Genomic DNA, 14,090 nt, shown 5'->3' with positions numbered 1-14,090 from the left:
TGAAAATTGAAGACACCCATTAGCGATGAGCGATCAAATGAAAGTGACCAAAGTTCCAAAGCTTGCAACGAATGCCGCCTGCGGAATCGTTGCCGATACCATTTCGCATTTTGGATTGAGCCAGGCAGAAGTGGCGCGCGCGATGAACGTCAGCCCTGGTTTGATTTCCGATATCGTGAAAGGGAAGAAAGGGGTAAGCGTCGAATTTGCGATCCGCTTCGAGAAGTGCTTTGGCGTGTCGTCTGAGTGGCTGGTGAAGACCCAGTCATTCCATGACTACTGCACGACCTGGCACAAGAAGGAGGCCGCGATCGCCTCGGAGGTGAAGCCGGTCGAGCAGGCAGTGTAGGAAATGCTCGCTGCGCTCGGTGGGGCGGTTGTCGACAGGAATGTCAACCCACCAGCGGTGCGTGGCTTTCGCGCGGCGCTTCAGGAAGAGGCTATCTGTGCCACATCCGTGAGCATCTGTGGCCGGTTGAAGTGAATAACGTGCGGTGCTCTACTATTCAAACTCGAGCCACGCGTTGTGGAGGTAGGCTGGCGCGGTGAAGTCGAGCGGCATCTTGGTGTGCACGACTTTCGCTTTGCGGCCTGCGGCGCGGCATCCGGTGGTGAGGTTGGCGGAGAACTCAGCCGGGCTCATTTTGCGGCAGTTGGACGAGCAAAGGATCCACCCGCCAGGTTCGACGACGAGGGCGGCTTTTTCGACGAGCAATGGCAGGTCGCGCTCGACGCGCCAGGTGGTCGACGATTTTGCCTTCGACTTACCGCGGCGTGATTTGTTCGAGTTGACGCGTGAGAAGGTCGGTGGGTCGAGGATGATGCCGTGGAACGTGCGGCCTTTACGGGCGAAGGCATCGAGCCATTCCAGTGTGTCGCCGCGCACGAAGTACTGGGATTGCGGGTCGATTCCGTTGTGCTCCAGGTTGCGGCGGCCCCAGTCGAGGTAGGTCTGGGAGAGGTCGAGGCTGGTGCTGGTGGCACCGGCGCTGGCGGCAGCGACCGAGAACCCGCACGTGTAGGCGAATGTGTTGAGCACGCGGTGGCGTGGGCGCGTGCGTTCGATGACGCGGCGGCGGTTGTCGCGCTGGTCGATGAAGATGCCCTGGGAGTAGCCGGCGGCGAAATCGATTTCGAACATCAGTCCGTTTTCTTCGATTAGAAATGGTTCATCGACCTTAGGGCCACAGAGGTGGGCGGGTGGTTGTTTTTGATCGATGCTGAGTTTCTTCCAGTAGGTAGGCGCGCCGCGCGACTGAAGTTCCTGAACGAGTGCAGGTGGGAGCGTGTCGCCCTCCGACTGGACGAGCAGGCGGCCTGCAAAGCTGTCGATGGTGATGCCGGGAAGATTGTCGCCAATTCCGTCTAGCAGCCGAAATGCGGACTGGGTCGAAAATTTTCCGTCCTTTCTTTTTTGTTCAGCTATGTTGAGCATATTACTGTGCATCGGCGACCTGGGTTGGGGGACTGAATTGTCCGCCTGGGTTGATCGGAATTTTCCACACCCTCATCGACAATGTCCACACTTCAAGAAAAACTCACCGCAGCCCGTGACGGAGGTCAGATCCTCGAATCCACCTTCGACAACATTCACAGCTTGCTAGATTCGTCGTCGAACCCATTGGCGGAAGCATCGATCACAGAACTCGTCGAAGGCGGTGAGTGGGCGGAGCTGAACGACCGCTTCTTCCGCAAGCTGGCATTTGGTACCGGTGGATTGCGCGGGCGCACGGTGGGCAAGGTCGTGACCTCCGCCGAGCAGGGAAGTGCTGATGAAGGTGCGCGTCCGGAGTATCCATGCGTGGGCACCAATTCGATGAACTTCTTCAACCTGTCGCGCGCGATGCAGGGGTTGGTTAAATTTATCCAGCGCGAGCACCAGGGTGAGGGCAAGCCAAGCATTGCGATTGCCCATGACACGCGTCATTTCTCGCGCGAGTTCGCTGAGTTCTGCGCCAAAGTGGCGACTGATCTCGGCGTGGACGCTTATCTTTTCGCAACTGCCGTGGCGACGCCTGAGCTGTCGTTTGCCGTGCGTCATCTGCGCACCTCTGCAGGTGTGGTGTTGACCGCATCGCACAACCCGTCGCACGACAACGGATTCAAGGTGTCGTTCAGTGACGGGGCGCAGTTGATCGAGCCGCAGGCGACCCAGTTGATCGAGCTGGTGAACGAAGTGCGAAGCGAGCAGTACGATCCAGTTGCGGACCAGGGGACATTGCACAGCGTGGGCAATGAGATGGACGAGGCGTACATGAAGACGCTGGAGTCGCTTTTGCTCAACCCGCAACTCGTCGCGGATGCCGAGCCTCCGAAGATCGTCTTCACCAACCTGCACGGTGTGGGTGGCCATATCGCGGTGCCGATCCTCGAGCGACTTGGAATGCCATGCGACACCGTGGCCGAGCAGGACGTGCAGGACGGTGCGTTCCCAACCGTGGCCAGCCCGAACCCGGAAAACGCACCGGCCTTGCAGATGGCGGTCGACCAGGCGAATGCCACAGGAGCCGACATTGTGATCGGAACCGACCCTGACTGTGACCGCATGGGCGTGGCCGTGCGCGGCAAGGATGGTCAGTTGCATTTGCTCACCGGCAACCAGACCGGATCGCTGATGACCTACTACCGAGTCAAGACGATGATCGACCAGGGGATCATCACCGACGCCAACCGCGAACAGGCCGTGGTGATCAAGACCTTCGTGACCAGTGCGCTGCAGGACGCGATTTGCGAGCACTACGGAGTGGGCTGCGTCAACACATTGACCGGCTTCAAGTACATCGCCGCCAAGATGAAGAAGTACGAGGCCGCGATCCCTACCGACCTCTATGACGATTATCGCTCGTTGTCGGCGGAGAAGAGCCGTGAGCTGCGCTTGGCCCACTCGCGCTTCTATATCTTCGGAGCAGAGGAGAGCTACGGTTATCTCGGGAATGATGCGATCCGCGACAAGGACGGCAATGGTGCCGTTGTGATGTTTGCGGAGTTGGCGGCGTACGCCAAGTCGCTAGGCAAAACGATCATCGAGCTGCTTGACGATATCTACAAGCTCTTCGGGTACTTCCTGGAGGTGAACAAATCGAAGGTGTTCGAGGGGGCTGAAGGTGCGGCGAAGATTGCCAAACTGGCGGCTTCCTACGCGGACAATCCGCCGGCCGAGGTGGATGGCTCGAAAGTGGTCAACGTGCGCGATTTCTCCAAGGACGAGATTTACGACGAAGAGGGTGATCTGATCCCGAAAGAGAAGATGCTCTTTGTTGACTTGGAAGACGGGCGCAGCTTTGCGGTACGTCCATCCGGTACCGAGCCGAAGATTAAATATTATTTGTTTGCTAACCGTCGCCCTGACGAGGGAAGCTCACTGAGCGACGCCCAGCTCGCCACAGCCAAGGCTGAGGTCGGAGCCTCGATCGATTCACTGTGGGCGGCGCTTGAATCAGACATCGACGAGCGCCTCGCTTAAGCGGGGGCGTCCGTTAGGAATCAAACTCGCGCGTACCAGCTTCATTATGGCAAAATTCAAATCAATGGTGACTGGTACGCGCGGACTGCGCTGGGTTCGGCGGATTTTTGCCGTTGGTTCTGGCGCGGTTTTGGCGGTGGCCTTTCCCGGGATTGATATCGGGGTGGGGCTGTGGTTTTGGCTCCCGTTGTTGTTAGCCTGTTTTGAGATCGGCGGGCGGAGTTGGGCTTGGCGCAACTTCCGCACGGGGTGGTTGGCTGGGGTGACGTTTCATTTGATCACACTGCGTTGGTTGAGTGACATTTGGAGTGCCGGTCCGGTTTTGAGTTTGTTGGGCTGGTTTTTGTTGTCGTCGTATCTGGCGATGTATTTTGGGGTTTGGTCGGCGTTGGTCGGGTGGCTGGCGCGGACTGATTGGCAGTTGCTCGAGCCTGAGGAGAAGAAGAAGTTTTCCGGTGTGACGGTTGCGCCGGTCGAGGGCGGCAAGCCGACGCTGGAGAGCTGGAGTGAGCACGTGGAAGCTCGCAAGCGCCCGGCAATGCCAAAGTGGTTGCGTGGTTCGTTGATGGTATTGGGCAATGCGGCAATCGCGGCCGCGGCGTGGGTCGCCCTGGAGTGGGTGCGCGGTTGGTTGATGACCGGCTTTGGTTGGAATGGCTTGGCGGTCGGGATGCATCAGAATGCAACGTTGATCCAGGCTGCCGATTTGGTCGGGGTGACCGGGCTTTCGTTTGTTCCTGTGTTCTGTGGCTATGTGTTGTATGTGACGCTGCGGCGGGTACATCTGGAGATTTCACGTGGCCGGTGGCGTCCGCATCCTGAAGTCGGGGTGGCGGTTTTGCTGGTGGTCGCGTGTTTTGTCTATGGCGTGAGGCGGCTGTCGGAGAAGCCTGAGGTGATGTCCATGCAGGTGGCGGCGGTTCAGCCGCTGATGAGTCAGGATCAGAAGCACGACAGGCGGGCGGCTACCGATAATGCGATCTCGATCGTGGGGTTGTTGCGCGACGAGATGATCGCGCGCGAAGTGGAGATGACGCAGGTGCTCGAAGCTGCGATTTTGAGTGGAGAGGAAGTCGAGTTGCAGTCGCCACATTTGGATCTGGTGGTGCTGCCCGAGAGTGTGGTGCCGTGGGTGATCCAGGACCCTCATAGCTATGAGTTCGCGCGCCAGGTTCGCTTGGTGAGTGCGGGTGCCAGCAGCGATGTGGTGATGGGGCTGATGGGCCAGAAGATCGATGCGGAAGACCCGGAGGAGTATAACTCGGTGGCGGCTTTTTTGAATGGGCGCGACTACGCCGACGAATACCACAAGATGCGTTTGGTGCCGTTTGGTGAATATTTGCCCCTGCGTTGGATCCCGCCGATCGAGTGGATTGCCGGCCGTGCCGTGCCGGGGGACTTCGACCGCGGAACGAGCACCGAACCGCTGGACTTGCTGTTGCGCAATGGCGAACCGTCAGCAGACATGATCCCGTTGTTGTGCTTCGAGGACACGATCGGTGAGCATGCGCGCCAGTTTGTGCGTGAGGGGCGGCCTCAATTGATGGTGAATGTCACCAACGATGGGTGGTTTGCCGGGCAGTTGGCGGGGCGTCAGCATGCGGCGAATGCCATGTTCCGGTGCATTGAGTTGCGGCGGCCTATGGTGCGGGCGGCGAACACGGGGATGACGTGTATCATTGACTCGACGGGCAGCTTTTATGATCGGCATCGCGACGATCGGAGTAAGCCGCAGGTGCTGCTGGACGCGAGTGGTGAGACGACGCAGGTCGAGGGCGTGTTGTTTGGCAATGCGTACCTGCCGGTTTCTGGTGAGATGACGTTGTACGCGTGGGCGGGCGACTGGTTTGCGATGGTGTGCGCCGGGAGTGTCGGTCTGGTGATCCTTGGGCGCGGAGTGGGCGCGTTGCGCAATCGGGGGGCGGACGAAGGAGAGGAATAGCGGCCGCGTTGCTTTTCCTAGCGGCGGCGGGTGATGCGGTGTTTGCCGTCGCCTACGCTGAGGACTTTGATTTCGACTTCGGTGATCCCTTGTTTGTAGAACCCGAGGCGGCGAGCTGCTTTCGGGGTGACATCGAGGATCCGGCCTGGGATGAACGGTCCGCGGTCGTTGATGCGGAGGATGGCTTTGCGGCCGTTGCGCAGGTTGGTGACTTTTACCACGCAGGGGATGGGCAGCGTCTTGTGGGCGCCGGCCATGGCACCGGCGCGGAACTTTTCTCCAAGTGCGGTGGTGCCCGATGAGAAGAATCGGCGTTCGTCGTACCACGAGGCACCGCCTTGTTGTTTGATGCCTACGGCGTGGTTGGGATGGATAGGGTGGTAGCGCTGCCCTTTGATGGTGTAGGGCTTGTGTTTGTAGCCCGGGTAGGGGCTGCTGCACGAGGTGATGGCGGCAACGAGAATTAGCGCGCACAGCCAACGAACGGGGGATGGCTTCATGCGCGTGTCAGAGGGCTGGTGTGGTTTGCTTTCGGGCGGCGGAGTCCTTTGTGTATTCCCAGTTTTCGACGATGTCGCGGAGGTCGTCGAGGAACTGATCGGCCACGGACGCCCAAGAGAGCGACTGCGCGGTCTCGAGCGCGGCAGTGCGGAGTGGCTGGTCGAATGCGCGGTCCATGGCCTGGCGTATGGCGTGGACGAATGCATCCGGTTGGTTGAACTCAGGAGCATAGCCATTTTCGCCGCTGCGGATGTAGGCTTTGCCTGCAGCGTAGTTGTAGGCTACCGGCGTGACGCCACTGGCCATGGCTTCGAGGATCACATTGCCAAAGGTTTCCGTCGTGCTTGGGAATGCAAAGACATCTCCCGATGCGTAGTGGCGGGCGAGTTCCTCGCGCTTGCGCATGCCGGCGAAGTGGATGTCCGGGCGCTTCTTTTTGTAATCGTCGAGCTTTGGGCCACCTCCGACAACAACGGCTTTGGCCGACGGATGGTCTGCTTTGACCGCATCGTAGGCCTTGAAGAAGAGCGGCATGTTCTTCTCCGGAGCCACGCGTCCGACGTAGAGCATGACCGGGTCGTTCGGGCCGGCACCCCATTCGGCGCGAAGAGCCTCGTCGCGCAGGTTGGGGGAGAAGCGTTCCGTGTCCACCCCGCGGCCGAGACGGCGGACGTTGTGGAAGCCGTCCTTGGTGAGTTGCGCGATGACGTCGTCGGATGGAGCGAATGTGGCGAGGGTTTGGTTATGCACCATGCGCAGGTAGTCTGCCGCCATGTCTTCGAGCATGGCCAGATTGTAGTCTGCCATGTACGTGTGGAAATTGGTATGGAAGCCGGAGACGGCTGGAATATTGAGCTTGCGGGCTGCCTGAACAGCGGAAAACCCGAGCGGGCTTTCGGTGGCGACGTAGATGAGGTCCGGGCGGTTTGATGGCTTGCGCCAGAATGGTACCAGCAGTTGTTTGGATGGGAGCCCGAAACGCAGTCCTTTGTAGCCGGGCAGCGGAAGTGCCTGAATGGTGATGGGCGGCTCTGGCACGGGTTCGCTGACGATCTCGCCGGCTCGGATGCGTTTGGTGGCCTCTTTCAGTCCGTCCTCGTAGAGCTGGTAGGGCATCAGAACGGTGACCTCATGGCCCAGCTTGGTCAGTTCGCTCTGCAGGCGACGGAGGGTAAGCGCCACCCCGTTGACGTCGGGTGGAAATGTGTCGGTAATGATAGACAGTCGCATCGGGATGGAAGATGAGCGGGTTCCGGAAATGCGTCAATTCCGAAGCATGCGTCGGTTTAGTTTCAAGACTTGCTGAGTGTGATGCTTTGGTGGATGAATAGATCGTTATGGGATTTGGCGACCTCAGAGGAATTCTTCAATATGTTCCGCAGTTTCGGGGCAAGACATTCGTGATAGCGATCGACGGCGAAGTTGCGGCGTCGGAGGTGTTCTCGAATGTACTGTTGGATGTGGCTGTGCTGGAGTCCTTGAGTGTGCGTGTGGTGTTGGTTCTGGGGGCTGGGCGCCAGGTGGTCGATTTGGGCAAGGCGCGTGGAGTTGAGTTGAGTTCCATTGACGGGCGTGGTGTGACGGATGCTGCCACGCACGAGGTGGTGATGGATGCAGTGTCGCGGTTGAACTTGGAAGTTCTGCGGCAGTTGGCGTCGAGTCGGATTCAGGCGGCGACGCCGAATGCGATCCACGGGCATTCCGAGGGCGTGGTCAAAGGGGTGGATCATCAATTTACCGGACGGGTTTCGTGGGTCGACAGCGAGGCTCTGACCAGCTTGATTGATAGCCGGATGGTTCCAGTGATTCCTCCTTTGGTGATCACATCGGGAGGAAACCAATTGCGAGCGAACTCGGATGCAGTAGCGCGGAAAGTGGCAGCGGCCGTTGGTGCTGATAAGTTGATCTTTCTTTGTGGCGGGCCGGTGCCGATTTTGACTGGTGAGCGGCCGCACTATGCGGTGGCCAAGCACGATGCAGCGGCGCTGGCGGAGAAGCTTGACGACGAATGGCGGTCGCGGATCGACCATGCGCGGCGGGCCTGTGAGGATGGTGTGGCGCGTGCGCACTTCCTCAATGGTATGGAAAGCGATGCTCTGCTGGCGGAGGTCTTCAGTAACGAAGGGGTGGGGCTGATGGTGTTTGCTGACAATTATCTTCAGCTGCGCAAACTGGAAGAGCGCGATGTGCCCGAGTTGGTTTCAATGATGCGTAACTCGGTGGCGGACGATGCCTTGGTGGCCCGGTCGGCGACCGAGATTCTCGAGCGGCTCGATGATTACCGTGTGATCGTGGTCGACGACAACATTGTGGGGAGCGTGGCGTTGCACTTTTACGATGGCTCGGATGCTGCGGAGTTGGCCTGTTTGTACGTGAAGCGCGACCACGAAAACCAAGGGTATGCGCGCAAGCTGGTCGAGCATGCGTTGGCGTTGGCTGCGGATGCCGGAGTCTCGCGCGTGGTGGCATTGACCACGCGTGCGAAAGATTATTTTGTGGAGAGTCTGGGCTTCAGTTTGGGGAGCGAGAGTGATTTGCCGACGGAGCGTGCGGAAAAATTGCAAGTAAGTGGTCGTCGTAGCTTGGTGATGATCAAGCAGGTGCGGTGATAAGGGTCATTTTTTGAGGGGTTCTTCTGTAAAATTAAGTTGCCGTCGGCGCGGGCGGGTGTATGGTCGCAGTCCCGTCACGAGACGACCAAAGCGCGGTTAGCTCAGGGGTAGAGCGCATGCTTCACACGCATGATGTCGCAGGTTCAAATCCTGCACCGCGCACCATTTTCCATGATCCGCCCGAGTGTTTCCGCTCGGGCTTTTTTGTGTTCATTTGGCAGCGGCCTCACATCCCATGCGACGCGGGGCTGATCCCGTGCTAGCGTCATCGCAGGAAAATCGACGACCAACACGCTATGAACAACAACGACATTCTTCGCCGCCTTCGCTACATCTTTGACTATTCGGACGCGGAGATGGCTGCGATCTGCGCGGAGGCTGGTGAGGAGGTCGCGACCGAGAGCGTGACGGGCTGGTTGAGCCGGGAAGAGGATTCGCGTTTTGCTGCGTGTTCGGATCGTGATCTTGCAGTGTTTCTCAATGGTTTGATCAACCGCTTGCGTGGGAAAAAGGACGGGCCGCAGCCGGCCCCTGAAAGCAAGCTTACCAACAACGTCATCTTTATGAAGTTGAAGATCGCTCTGAACCTACAGGCGGATGCGGTTTTGGAGATTTTGAATCTGGTCGACTTCCCGATGAGCAAGCATGAGCTTAGCGCCTATTTCCGCAAACCGGGGCACCGCAACTTCCGCGAGTGCAACGACCACGCGCTACGCATGTTCTTGCAAGGTTTGCAGAAGAAGTTGCGCCCGACTCCCTACCGCAAGTAACAAAAGCTGAGGTAGGTGCGAGCTGAGTGGGGGATTACAGCTCGAGGGGGGGGGAGGTGGCGAAACGTTGTTCGCAAAAGGTTGCAGGACTACACCTTGCGATTGCAGTTCGTTTTTGTGTGACGTTTGTGTAGCACTGGTGGTCGTGAGGCTGGCGTGTTACCCCGCGCGCCGCGGATTATGAGGTGAGCTTGATGAATGGACTATCTGCTGGGGCTTTTGTGATTATGAAAACCAGTGCCATCCTTTTATCTTTTATGTTCTGCTGCGCCGGGGCGGCGAGCGGAGCTCCTGTGATCTCGGAGTTCATGGCATCGAATGACACGACGATTGCCGATGAAGACGGTGAGTTCGCGGATTGGATTGAAATTTACAACCCGGGGCCGGGCGCGGTCGATTTGACGGGATGGCATCTGACGGATGATGAGGCGGTGCCTACGCAGTGGACATTTCCGGCGGTGAGTGTTCCGGAGGGCGGCTATCTGGTTGTGTTCGCGTCTAAGAAGAACCGTGCGGTTACCGGGAGTGAATTGCACACCAACTTCAAGTTGTCTGCGGGAGGTGAGTATTTGGCGTTGGTGATGCCTGACGGGGTAACCAAGAGTACCGAGTTCAATCTGTATCCGGCGCAAATTACCGACATCTCCTATGGCTTACCTCAGCAAAGCCTGGTGGCGGAGACTGTGGTGGATGAGGGGGCGGACTTGCGGTATCACGTTCCGACCGGCCCGGTAGCGGATTGGAATAGCGCTGCATTCGATGACTCAACCTGGAGCGCTGCGGTCTCAGGTGTGGGCTATGAAAGGTCGGCAGGGAATGAGTTTGATCCGTTCATCACGACGGATATCGAGTCGGATACCTATGGAGTGCATACGTCCATCTATTTGCGTTACTTGTTCGATCTCGCCGACAAGGCGGCAGTTCAAGAAATGCGCTTGCATACGATTTGTGACGACGGGTTCGTCGCTTATCTGAATGGTCAGCTTTTGGTGAGTCAGAATGCTCCGAGCCCGGCAAACTGGGACAGTGCCGCCCTCGCGTCCGAGACGGATCCTAATACGTTCGATAGCTGGGACATCTCTGAGCATCTGGCAAGCCTGAGGGACGGAACCAATGTGCTCGCGATCCACTTGTTGAATCACAAGACGACGAGCTCGGATTTGCTGATGTTGCCCAAGTTGGATTTGCTGCGCGCGGCAGACACTACGCCTGATGCGTATTCGTACTTTGTGGAGCCAACTCCCGGAAGTGTTAACAATACCGAGCCCGGGTTGCCGTCGGGGGATGTGACGGTGTCGGTGCCCAGTGGGGTGAAGTCCGGGGCGATCAGCGTCACGCTGAGCACGCCTGCAGTAGATGCGGAGATCCGTTACACGCTGGATGGTACCGACCCGGATGAATCGAGTGCATTGTACAGCGGACCTCTTGCGATTTCGGATCCTGTGCAGTTGCGGGCCAGAGCTTACGAGCCCGATAAAACAGGTGGCCGGGTGGCGAAGGGTGACTACAGCTTCCTCGATGCAAGTTTGCTTGAGTATGCCTCGGATGTGCCGGTGATCGTGATGGACAACTTCGGCGCAGGTGCCTATCCGAACAAGGGAAGGTCTGCGGATGGCAATAATGTGGTGAAGTTGCCGTGGCAGGGGAATGTGGTGAGTTTTTACGATGTTGCTGGAAACGGTCTGCCATTCTCACAGTCGCCGTCGCTGGAATCACGGACGGGGTGCCGGGTGCGCGGTTCGAGTTCGAGTACCTTCCCTCGCAAGTCGCTTTCAGTTGAGTTCTGGGACGACAACGATGACGACAACGACACGATTTCCCCCTTGGGGATGCCGGCGGAGGCTGACTGGGCGTTGTACGCGCCGTATCAGAACTACGATAGAACCTTGCTTCACAATTTTGTGAGCTTTGAGTTCGGGAAGCTGATTGGAGCGGCGGCACCGGAGAGCCGGGTGGTGGTGGTTTTCCAGAACAAGGATGGAGGGAAGATCGGGCTGAACGATCTGGCTGGTGTCTATGTGCTGATGGAGAAGGTCGAGCGTAACCGAATTGGTACGGACTTCGAGGAGATGAGTGCCGATGGGATGAGTGGTGGGTGGATGATTGAGATCGACCGGTTGGACTCCATCCCTGTGGGGATGCCTGCGGATACGGTGCAGCCTAACTTCCACTGTGCCGGGCCGAATGGGATCCTTGAGATTCCTGATGATGTCGATGGGGATAGCAGCCCGCAATCCGAGGACGATATCTCGACTTACTATCATTCGTTCCTCAACTTCGCCGAGCCGGACGGCTACGAGATCCTGCCGGATCAGCGCAACCAGGTGCAGACGCGGGTTCGGGCGATGGACGCGATGATGTGGTCGGCTGGATTTGGCAACCAAGAGACGGGGTATCCTGCGGTCATCGATGTCGACAGCTGGGTGCGTTATTACCTGGTGCACAACTTCTCACGCAATCAGGACGCGATCGTGCTCTCGACCCGGATCTTCCAGCGCACGCCGGGCGCGAAGATTGAGATGGGGCCGCTGTGGGATTTTGACCGGGCGTATGCGTTTCAGGGAAGTGCTTCGGCTCATCCGCTTTGGGCGTCTGACCGGGATTGGTATGCAGCATTGTTTGGTGACAGCAATTTCCGTCAGTCTCATCAGGATGCCTGGCAGGAAGCGCGTCGGACGACAATCACGGATGACGCATTGCGTGCATTGGTCGACCGCGGGGCAGCAGGTCTCAAGCAGGATCAGATTGAGGCGAGTGGTGTGAGCTATTCGACGTGGTTGTCGGAGTTGGAGATTATGAAGGATTGGATGGTGACTCGGGCTCGGTACTTGGATGCTCAATACGAGCCATTGCCGACGGTGAGTCCGACCCAACGTGAGTTTTCCGACAGTGTGAGCGTGACGATGGCTCCGCTTGATGGCGGGGTGGTCTACTTCACGACGGATGGTTCGGACCCAAGGGCGTGGGGCGGAGCGGTGGCGGCCGGGGCGAGTGTGTATTCCTCGCCGTTGGTTGTGACGCAGCGGACGCGGGTTGTGGCGCGCACATATGATGGCGGGCGGTGGAGCGGCAAGGTGGTGCAAGATTACTACCAGGCAGCGGAGTTGCCGGAGTTGGTGGTTAGTGAGGTTGCGTACCACCCGGGGGCTCCTACGGCAGATGAAGTGGCAGCGGGGTATTCGAGCGACGATGGTTTTGAGTATGTCGAGTTTCAGAATATCGGTGCGGGGGCTGTGGATCTGTCTGTGCTCGCGCTCGGTGGTGGCGTGAGTTTCGACTTTGCCCAAGGCTCCCAAGCTCAGCTGGCGCCAGGTGGTCGTGTGTTGGTGGTCGCCAACCGGAGCGCATTCGAGACTCGTCACGGTACAGGCCATCCGGTGGCGGGTGAGTATGTGGGGACTTTGAGTAATAGCAGCGACCAGATTGTGCTGCGCGACTCGCATCTCGGCTTCGAGTACCAGAACTTCACCTACCAGGATTCTGCTCCGTGGCCTGAGTCTGCGGACGGTGCTGGTTACTCGCTTGTGTTGAAAGAGCCCGAGTCCAATCCGGATCACACGGTGGCTGAGAACTGGCGGGGAAGTCAGATGCCTAACGGAAACCCAGGGGCGACAGACGCGCGGGCCGCATTCACGGGCACGGCCTCGGCCGACAATGATGGAGATGGGGTGTCGGCATTGGTTGAGCATTTTCTTGGAACGTCTGACTCTGTAGCGACGGAGGGAATGAACCGCATGACCGTCGGTCAGGCCTTGGTGAGTGAGCTCGGTGAGGTTTTTCCTACCTTGGAAGTGCGCTACCAGATCGGTGCGGACGATGTCATTGGGCATGTGGAGTGGTCATCGACGCTGGATGGTTGGGATGCCGGTGATGCGTATTTGCTGCTGCTGAGTGACACACCGAATGGAGATGGTAGCGCGACCCAGGTGTGGCGGTCTGTGCGGCCACTTGAGCAAGCGCCCCAGTTCTTCCGGGTGAAGGTGTTGGAGCGGTGAGTCGGAGGCGGGGGCGTGATGTTCGGACGACGGGTGACCGGGTTGCTGCGCCGACTCTTGGTTGACTTTGTGCGGATTTTGCGTTTTGTGGCGCGGTAGATTGCAATGTCCGGGTGTTAATGAGGTTCGCTTGGCGGGCGGCCCGGTTATCGATCTGAGTTACCAAAACGAAATTACCCATGTCAGTTCTCGTAGGAAAACAAGCACCGGCTTTCTCTGCCAAGGCAGTGAAAGGGGAGACCATCATTGAAGATTTCTCGCTCGAGCAGTTCCTCGGTGAAAAGTACGTTCTTCTTTTCTTCTACCCGAAGGACTTCACCTTCGTCTGCCCAACCGAGCTTCACCGCTTCCAGGAAGAGCTTGCTGAGTTCGAAAAGCGCAACGTGCAGGTTGTGGGTTGCTCGACCGATACCGAGTTCTCGCACTGGGCATGGCTCCAGACCCCACGCGACAAGGGGGGCATCCAGGGTGTGAACTACCCAATCGTTGCCGACACCAACAAGACCATCTCGTCGGACTACGACGTGCTCGCTGGTGAGTACGTTGAGAACGAGTTCGGTGAAATCGAAATCGAGGGTGAGCTCGTTGCTTACCGCGGCCTCTTCCTCATCGACAAAGACGGTGTGGTGCGCCACCAGGTGGTCAACGACATGCCTCTCGGCCGCTCGATCAAAGAAGCGATCCGCGTGATTGACGCTCTTCAGCACTTCGAGCAGCACGGTGAAGTTTGCCCAATGGACTGGCAGAAGGGCGACGACGCCATGACGCCTGACCACAGCGGCGTCTCGAGCTACCTCTCCAAGTAAT

Annotated in this window: 10 protein-coding genes and 1 tRNA gene; 8 read left to right on the top strand and 3 right to left on the bottom strand. The window is 58.4% G+C overall.

From position 1 onward, the window contains the following. Positions 1–25: 25 nt before the first annotated feature. Positions 26–349 carry a HigA family addiction module antitoxin gene (locus G3M56_RS09815; RefSeq protein WP_164362446.1) on the top strand — a complete coding sequence of 108 codons (324 nt, stop codon included), beginning with the start codon at positions 26–28 and terminating at the stop codon, positions 347–349. Positions 350–502: 153 nt separating this feature from the next. On the opposite strand, the gene G3M56_RS09810 is transcribed toward G3M56_RS09815, so the two are convergent. Next, complete coding sequence (locus G3M56_RS09810) at positions 503–1,447, bottom strand: class I SAM-dependent rRNA methyltransferase (protein ID WP_164362448.1); 945 nt, start codon at positions 1,445–1,447, stop codon at positions 503–505. A 69-nt stretch (positions 1,448–1,516) separates the two neighbouring features. Between G3M56_RS09810 and G3M56_RS09805 the strand changes: the two genes are divergently transcribed. Continuing rightward, positions 1,517–3,463, top strand: a complete 1,947-nt coding sequence (locus G3M56_RS09805) for a phospho-sugar mutase (protein ID WP_164362450.1) — start codon at positions 1,517–1,519, stop codon at positions 3,461–3,463. Between the two features lie 46 nt (positions 3,464–3,509). Beyond that, the gene (gene lnt / locus G3M56_RS09800) at positions 3,510–5,405 is read left to right on the top strand and encodes an apolipoprotein N-acyltransferase (RefSeq protein WP_164362452.1); all 1,896 of its coding nucleotides are present in this window, start codon (positions 3,510–3,512) and stop codon (positions 5,403–5,405) included. A 17-nt stretch (positions 5,406–5,422) separates the two neighbouring features. On the opposite strand, the gene G3M56_RS09795 is transcribed toward lnt, so the two are convergent. Together G3M56_RS09795 and G3M56_RS09790 are read right to left on the bottom strand one after the other, a co-directional pair. After that, positions 5,423–5,905: a septal ring lytic transglycosylase RlpA family protein gene (locus G3M56_RS09795; protein WP_164362454.1), complete on the bottom strand. Its 483-nt coding sequence runs from the start codon at positions 5,903–5,905 to the stop codon at positions 5,423–5,425. Between the two features lie 7 nt (positions 5,906–5,912). Continuing rightward, positions 5,913–7,136: a glycosyltransferase family 4 protein gene (locus G3M56_RS09790; RefSeq protein WP_164362456.1), complete on the bottom strand. Its 1,224-nt coding sequence runs from the start codon at positions 7,134–7,136 to the stop codon at positions 5,913–5,915. A gap of 107 nt (positions 7,137–7,243) precedes the next feature. Between G3M56_RS09790 and argA the strand changes: the two genes are divergently transcribed. From argA to G3M56_RS09765, 5 genes are all read left to right on the top strand, one after another. Further along, the gene (argA, locus tag G3M56_RS09785) at positions 7,244–8,515 is read left to right on the top strand and encodes an amino-acid N-acetyltransferase (protein WP_164362457.1); all 1,272 of its coding nucleotides are present in this window, start codon (positions 7,244–7,246) and stop codon (positions 8,513–8,515) included. A 93-nt stretch (positions 8,516–8,608) separates the two neighbouring features. After that, positions 8,609–8,683, top strand: a tRNA-Val gene (locus G3M56_RS09780). A gap of 131 nt (positions 8,684–8,814) precedes the next feature. Continuing rightward, the gene (locus G3M56_RS09775; protein ID WP_164362458.1) at positions 8,815–9,288 is read left to right on the top strand and encodes a YehS family protein; all 474 of its coding nucleotides are present in this window, start codon (positions 8,815–8,817) and stop codon (positions 9,286–9,288) included. Between the two features lie 227 nt (positions 9,289–9,515). Continuing rightward, the gene (locus G3M56_RS09770) at positions 9,516–13,283 is read left to right on the top strand and encodes a CotH kinase family protein (RefSeq protein WP_235203372.1); all 3,768 of its coding nucleotides are present in this window, start codon (positions 9,516–9,518) and stop codon (positions 13,281–13,283) included. Between the two features lie 179 nt (positions 13,284–13,462). After that, the gene (locus G3M56_RS09765; protein ID WP_164362460.1) at positions 13,463–14,089 is read left to right on the top strand and encodes a peroxiredoxin; all 627 of its coding nucleotides are present in this window, start codon (positions 13,463–13,465) and stop codon (positions 14,087–14,089) included. Position 14,090: the final 1 nt, after the last annotated feature.

The sequence above is a fragment of the Sulfuriroseicoccus oceanibius genome (assembly GCF_010681825.2).
Taxonomy (GTDB): Bacteria; Verrucomicrobiota; Verrucomicrobiia; order Verrucomicrobiales; family SLCJ01; genus Sulfuriroseicoccus; species Sulfuriroseicoccus oceanibius.
Note: the sequence above shows the minus strand (reverse complement) of the source record. Positions and strands in the feature narration are given on the sequence as shown.

Bases quoted from the DNA above. Each gene is read 5' to 3' on its own strand.
- G3M56_RS09795 (WP_164362454.1), bottom strand. From the start codon at position 5,905: ATGAAGCCATCCCCCGTTCGTTGGCTGTGCGCGCTAATTCTCGTTGCC.
- G3M56_RS09765 (WP_164362460.1), top strand. From the start codon at position 13,463: ATGTCAGTTCTCGTAGGAAAACAAGCACCGGCTTTCTCTGCCAAGGCA.
- G3M56_RS09805 (WP_164362450.1), top strand. From the start codon at position 1,517: ATGTCCACACTTCAAGAAAAACTCACCGCAGCCCGTGACGGAGGTCAG.
- G3M56_RS09810 (WP_164362448.1), bottom strand. From the start codon at position 1,447: ATGCACAGTAATATGCTCAACATAGCTGAACAAAAAAGAAAGGACGGA.
- G3M56_RS09815 (WP_164362446.1), top strand. From the start codon at position 26: ATGAGCGATCAAATGAAAGTGACCAAAGTTCCAAAGCTTGCAACGAAT.
- argA (WP_164362457.1), top strand. From the start codon at position 7,244: ATGGGATTTGGCGACCTCAGAGGAATTCTTCAATATGTTCCGCAGTTT.
- G3M56_RS09790 (WP_164362456.1), bottom strand. From the start codon at position 7,136: ATGCGACTGTCTATCATTACCGACACATTTCCACCCGACGTCAACGGG.
- G3M56_RS09775 (WP_164362458.1), top strand. From the start codon at position 8,815: ATGAACAACAACGACATTCTTCGCCGCCTTCGCTACATCTTTGACTAT.
- lnt (WP_164362452.1), top strand. From the start codon at position 3,510: ATGGCAAAATTCAAATCAATGGTGACTGGTACGCGCGGACTGCGCTGG.
- G3M56_RS09770 (WP_235203372.1), top strand. From the start codon at position 9,516: ATGAAAACCAGTGCCATCCTTTTATCTTTTATGTTCTGCTGCGCCGGG.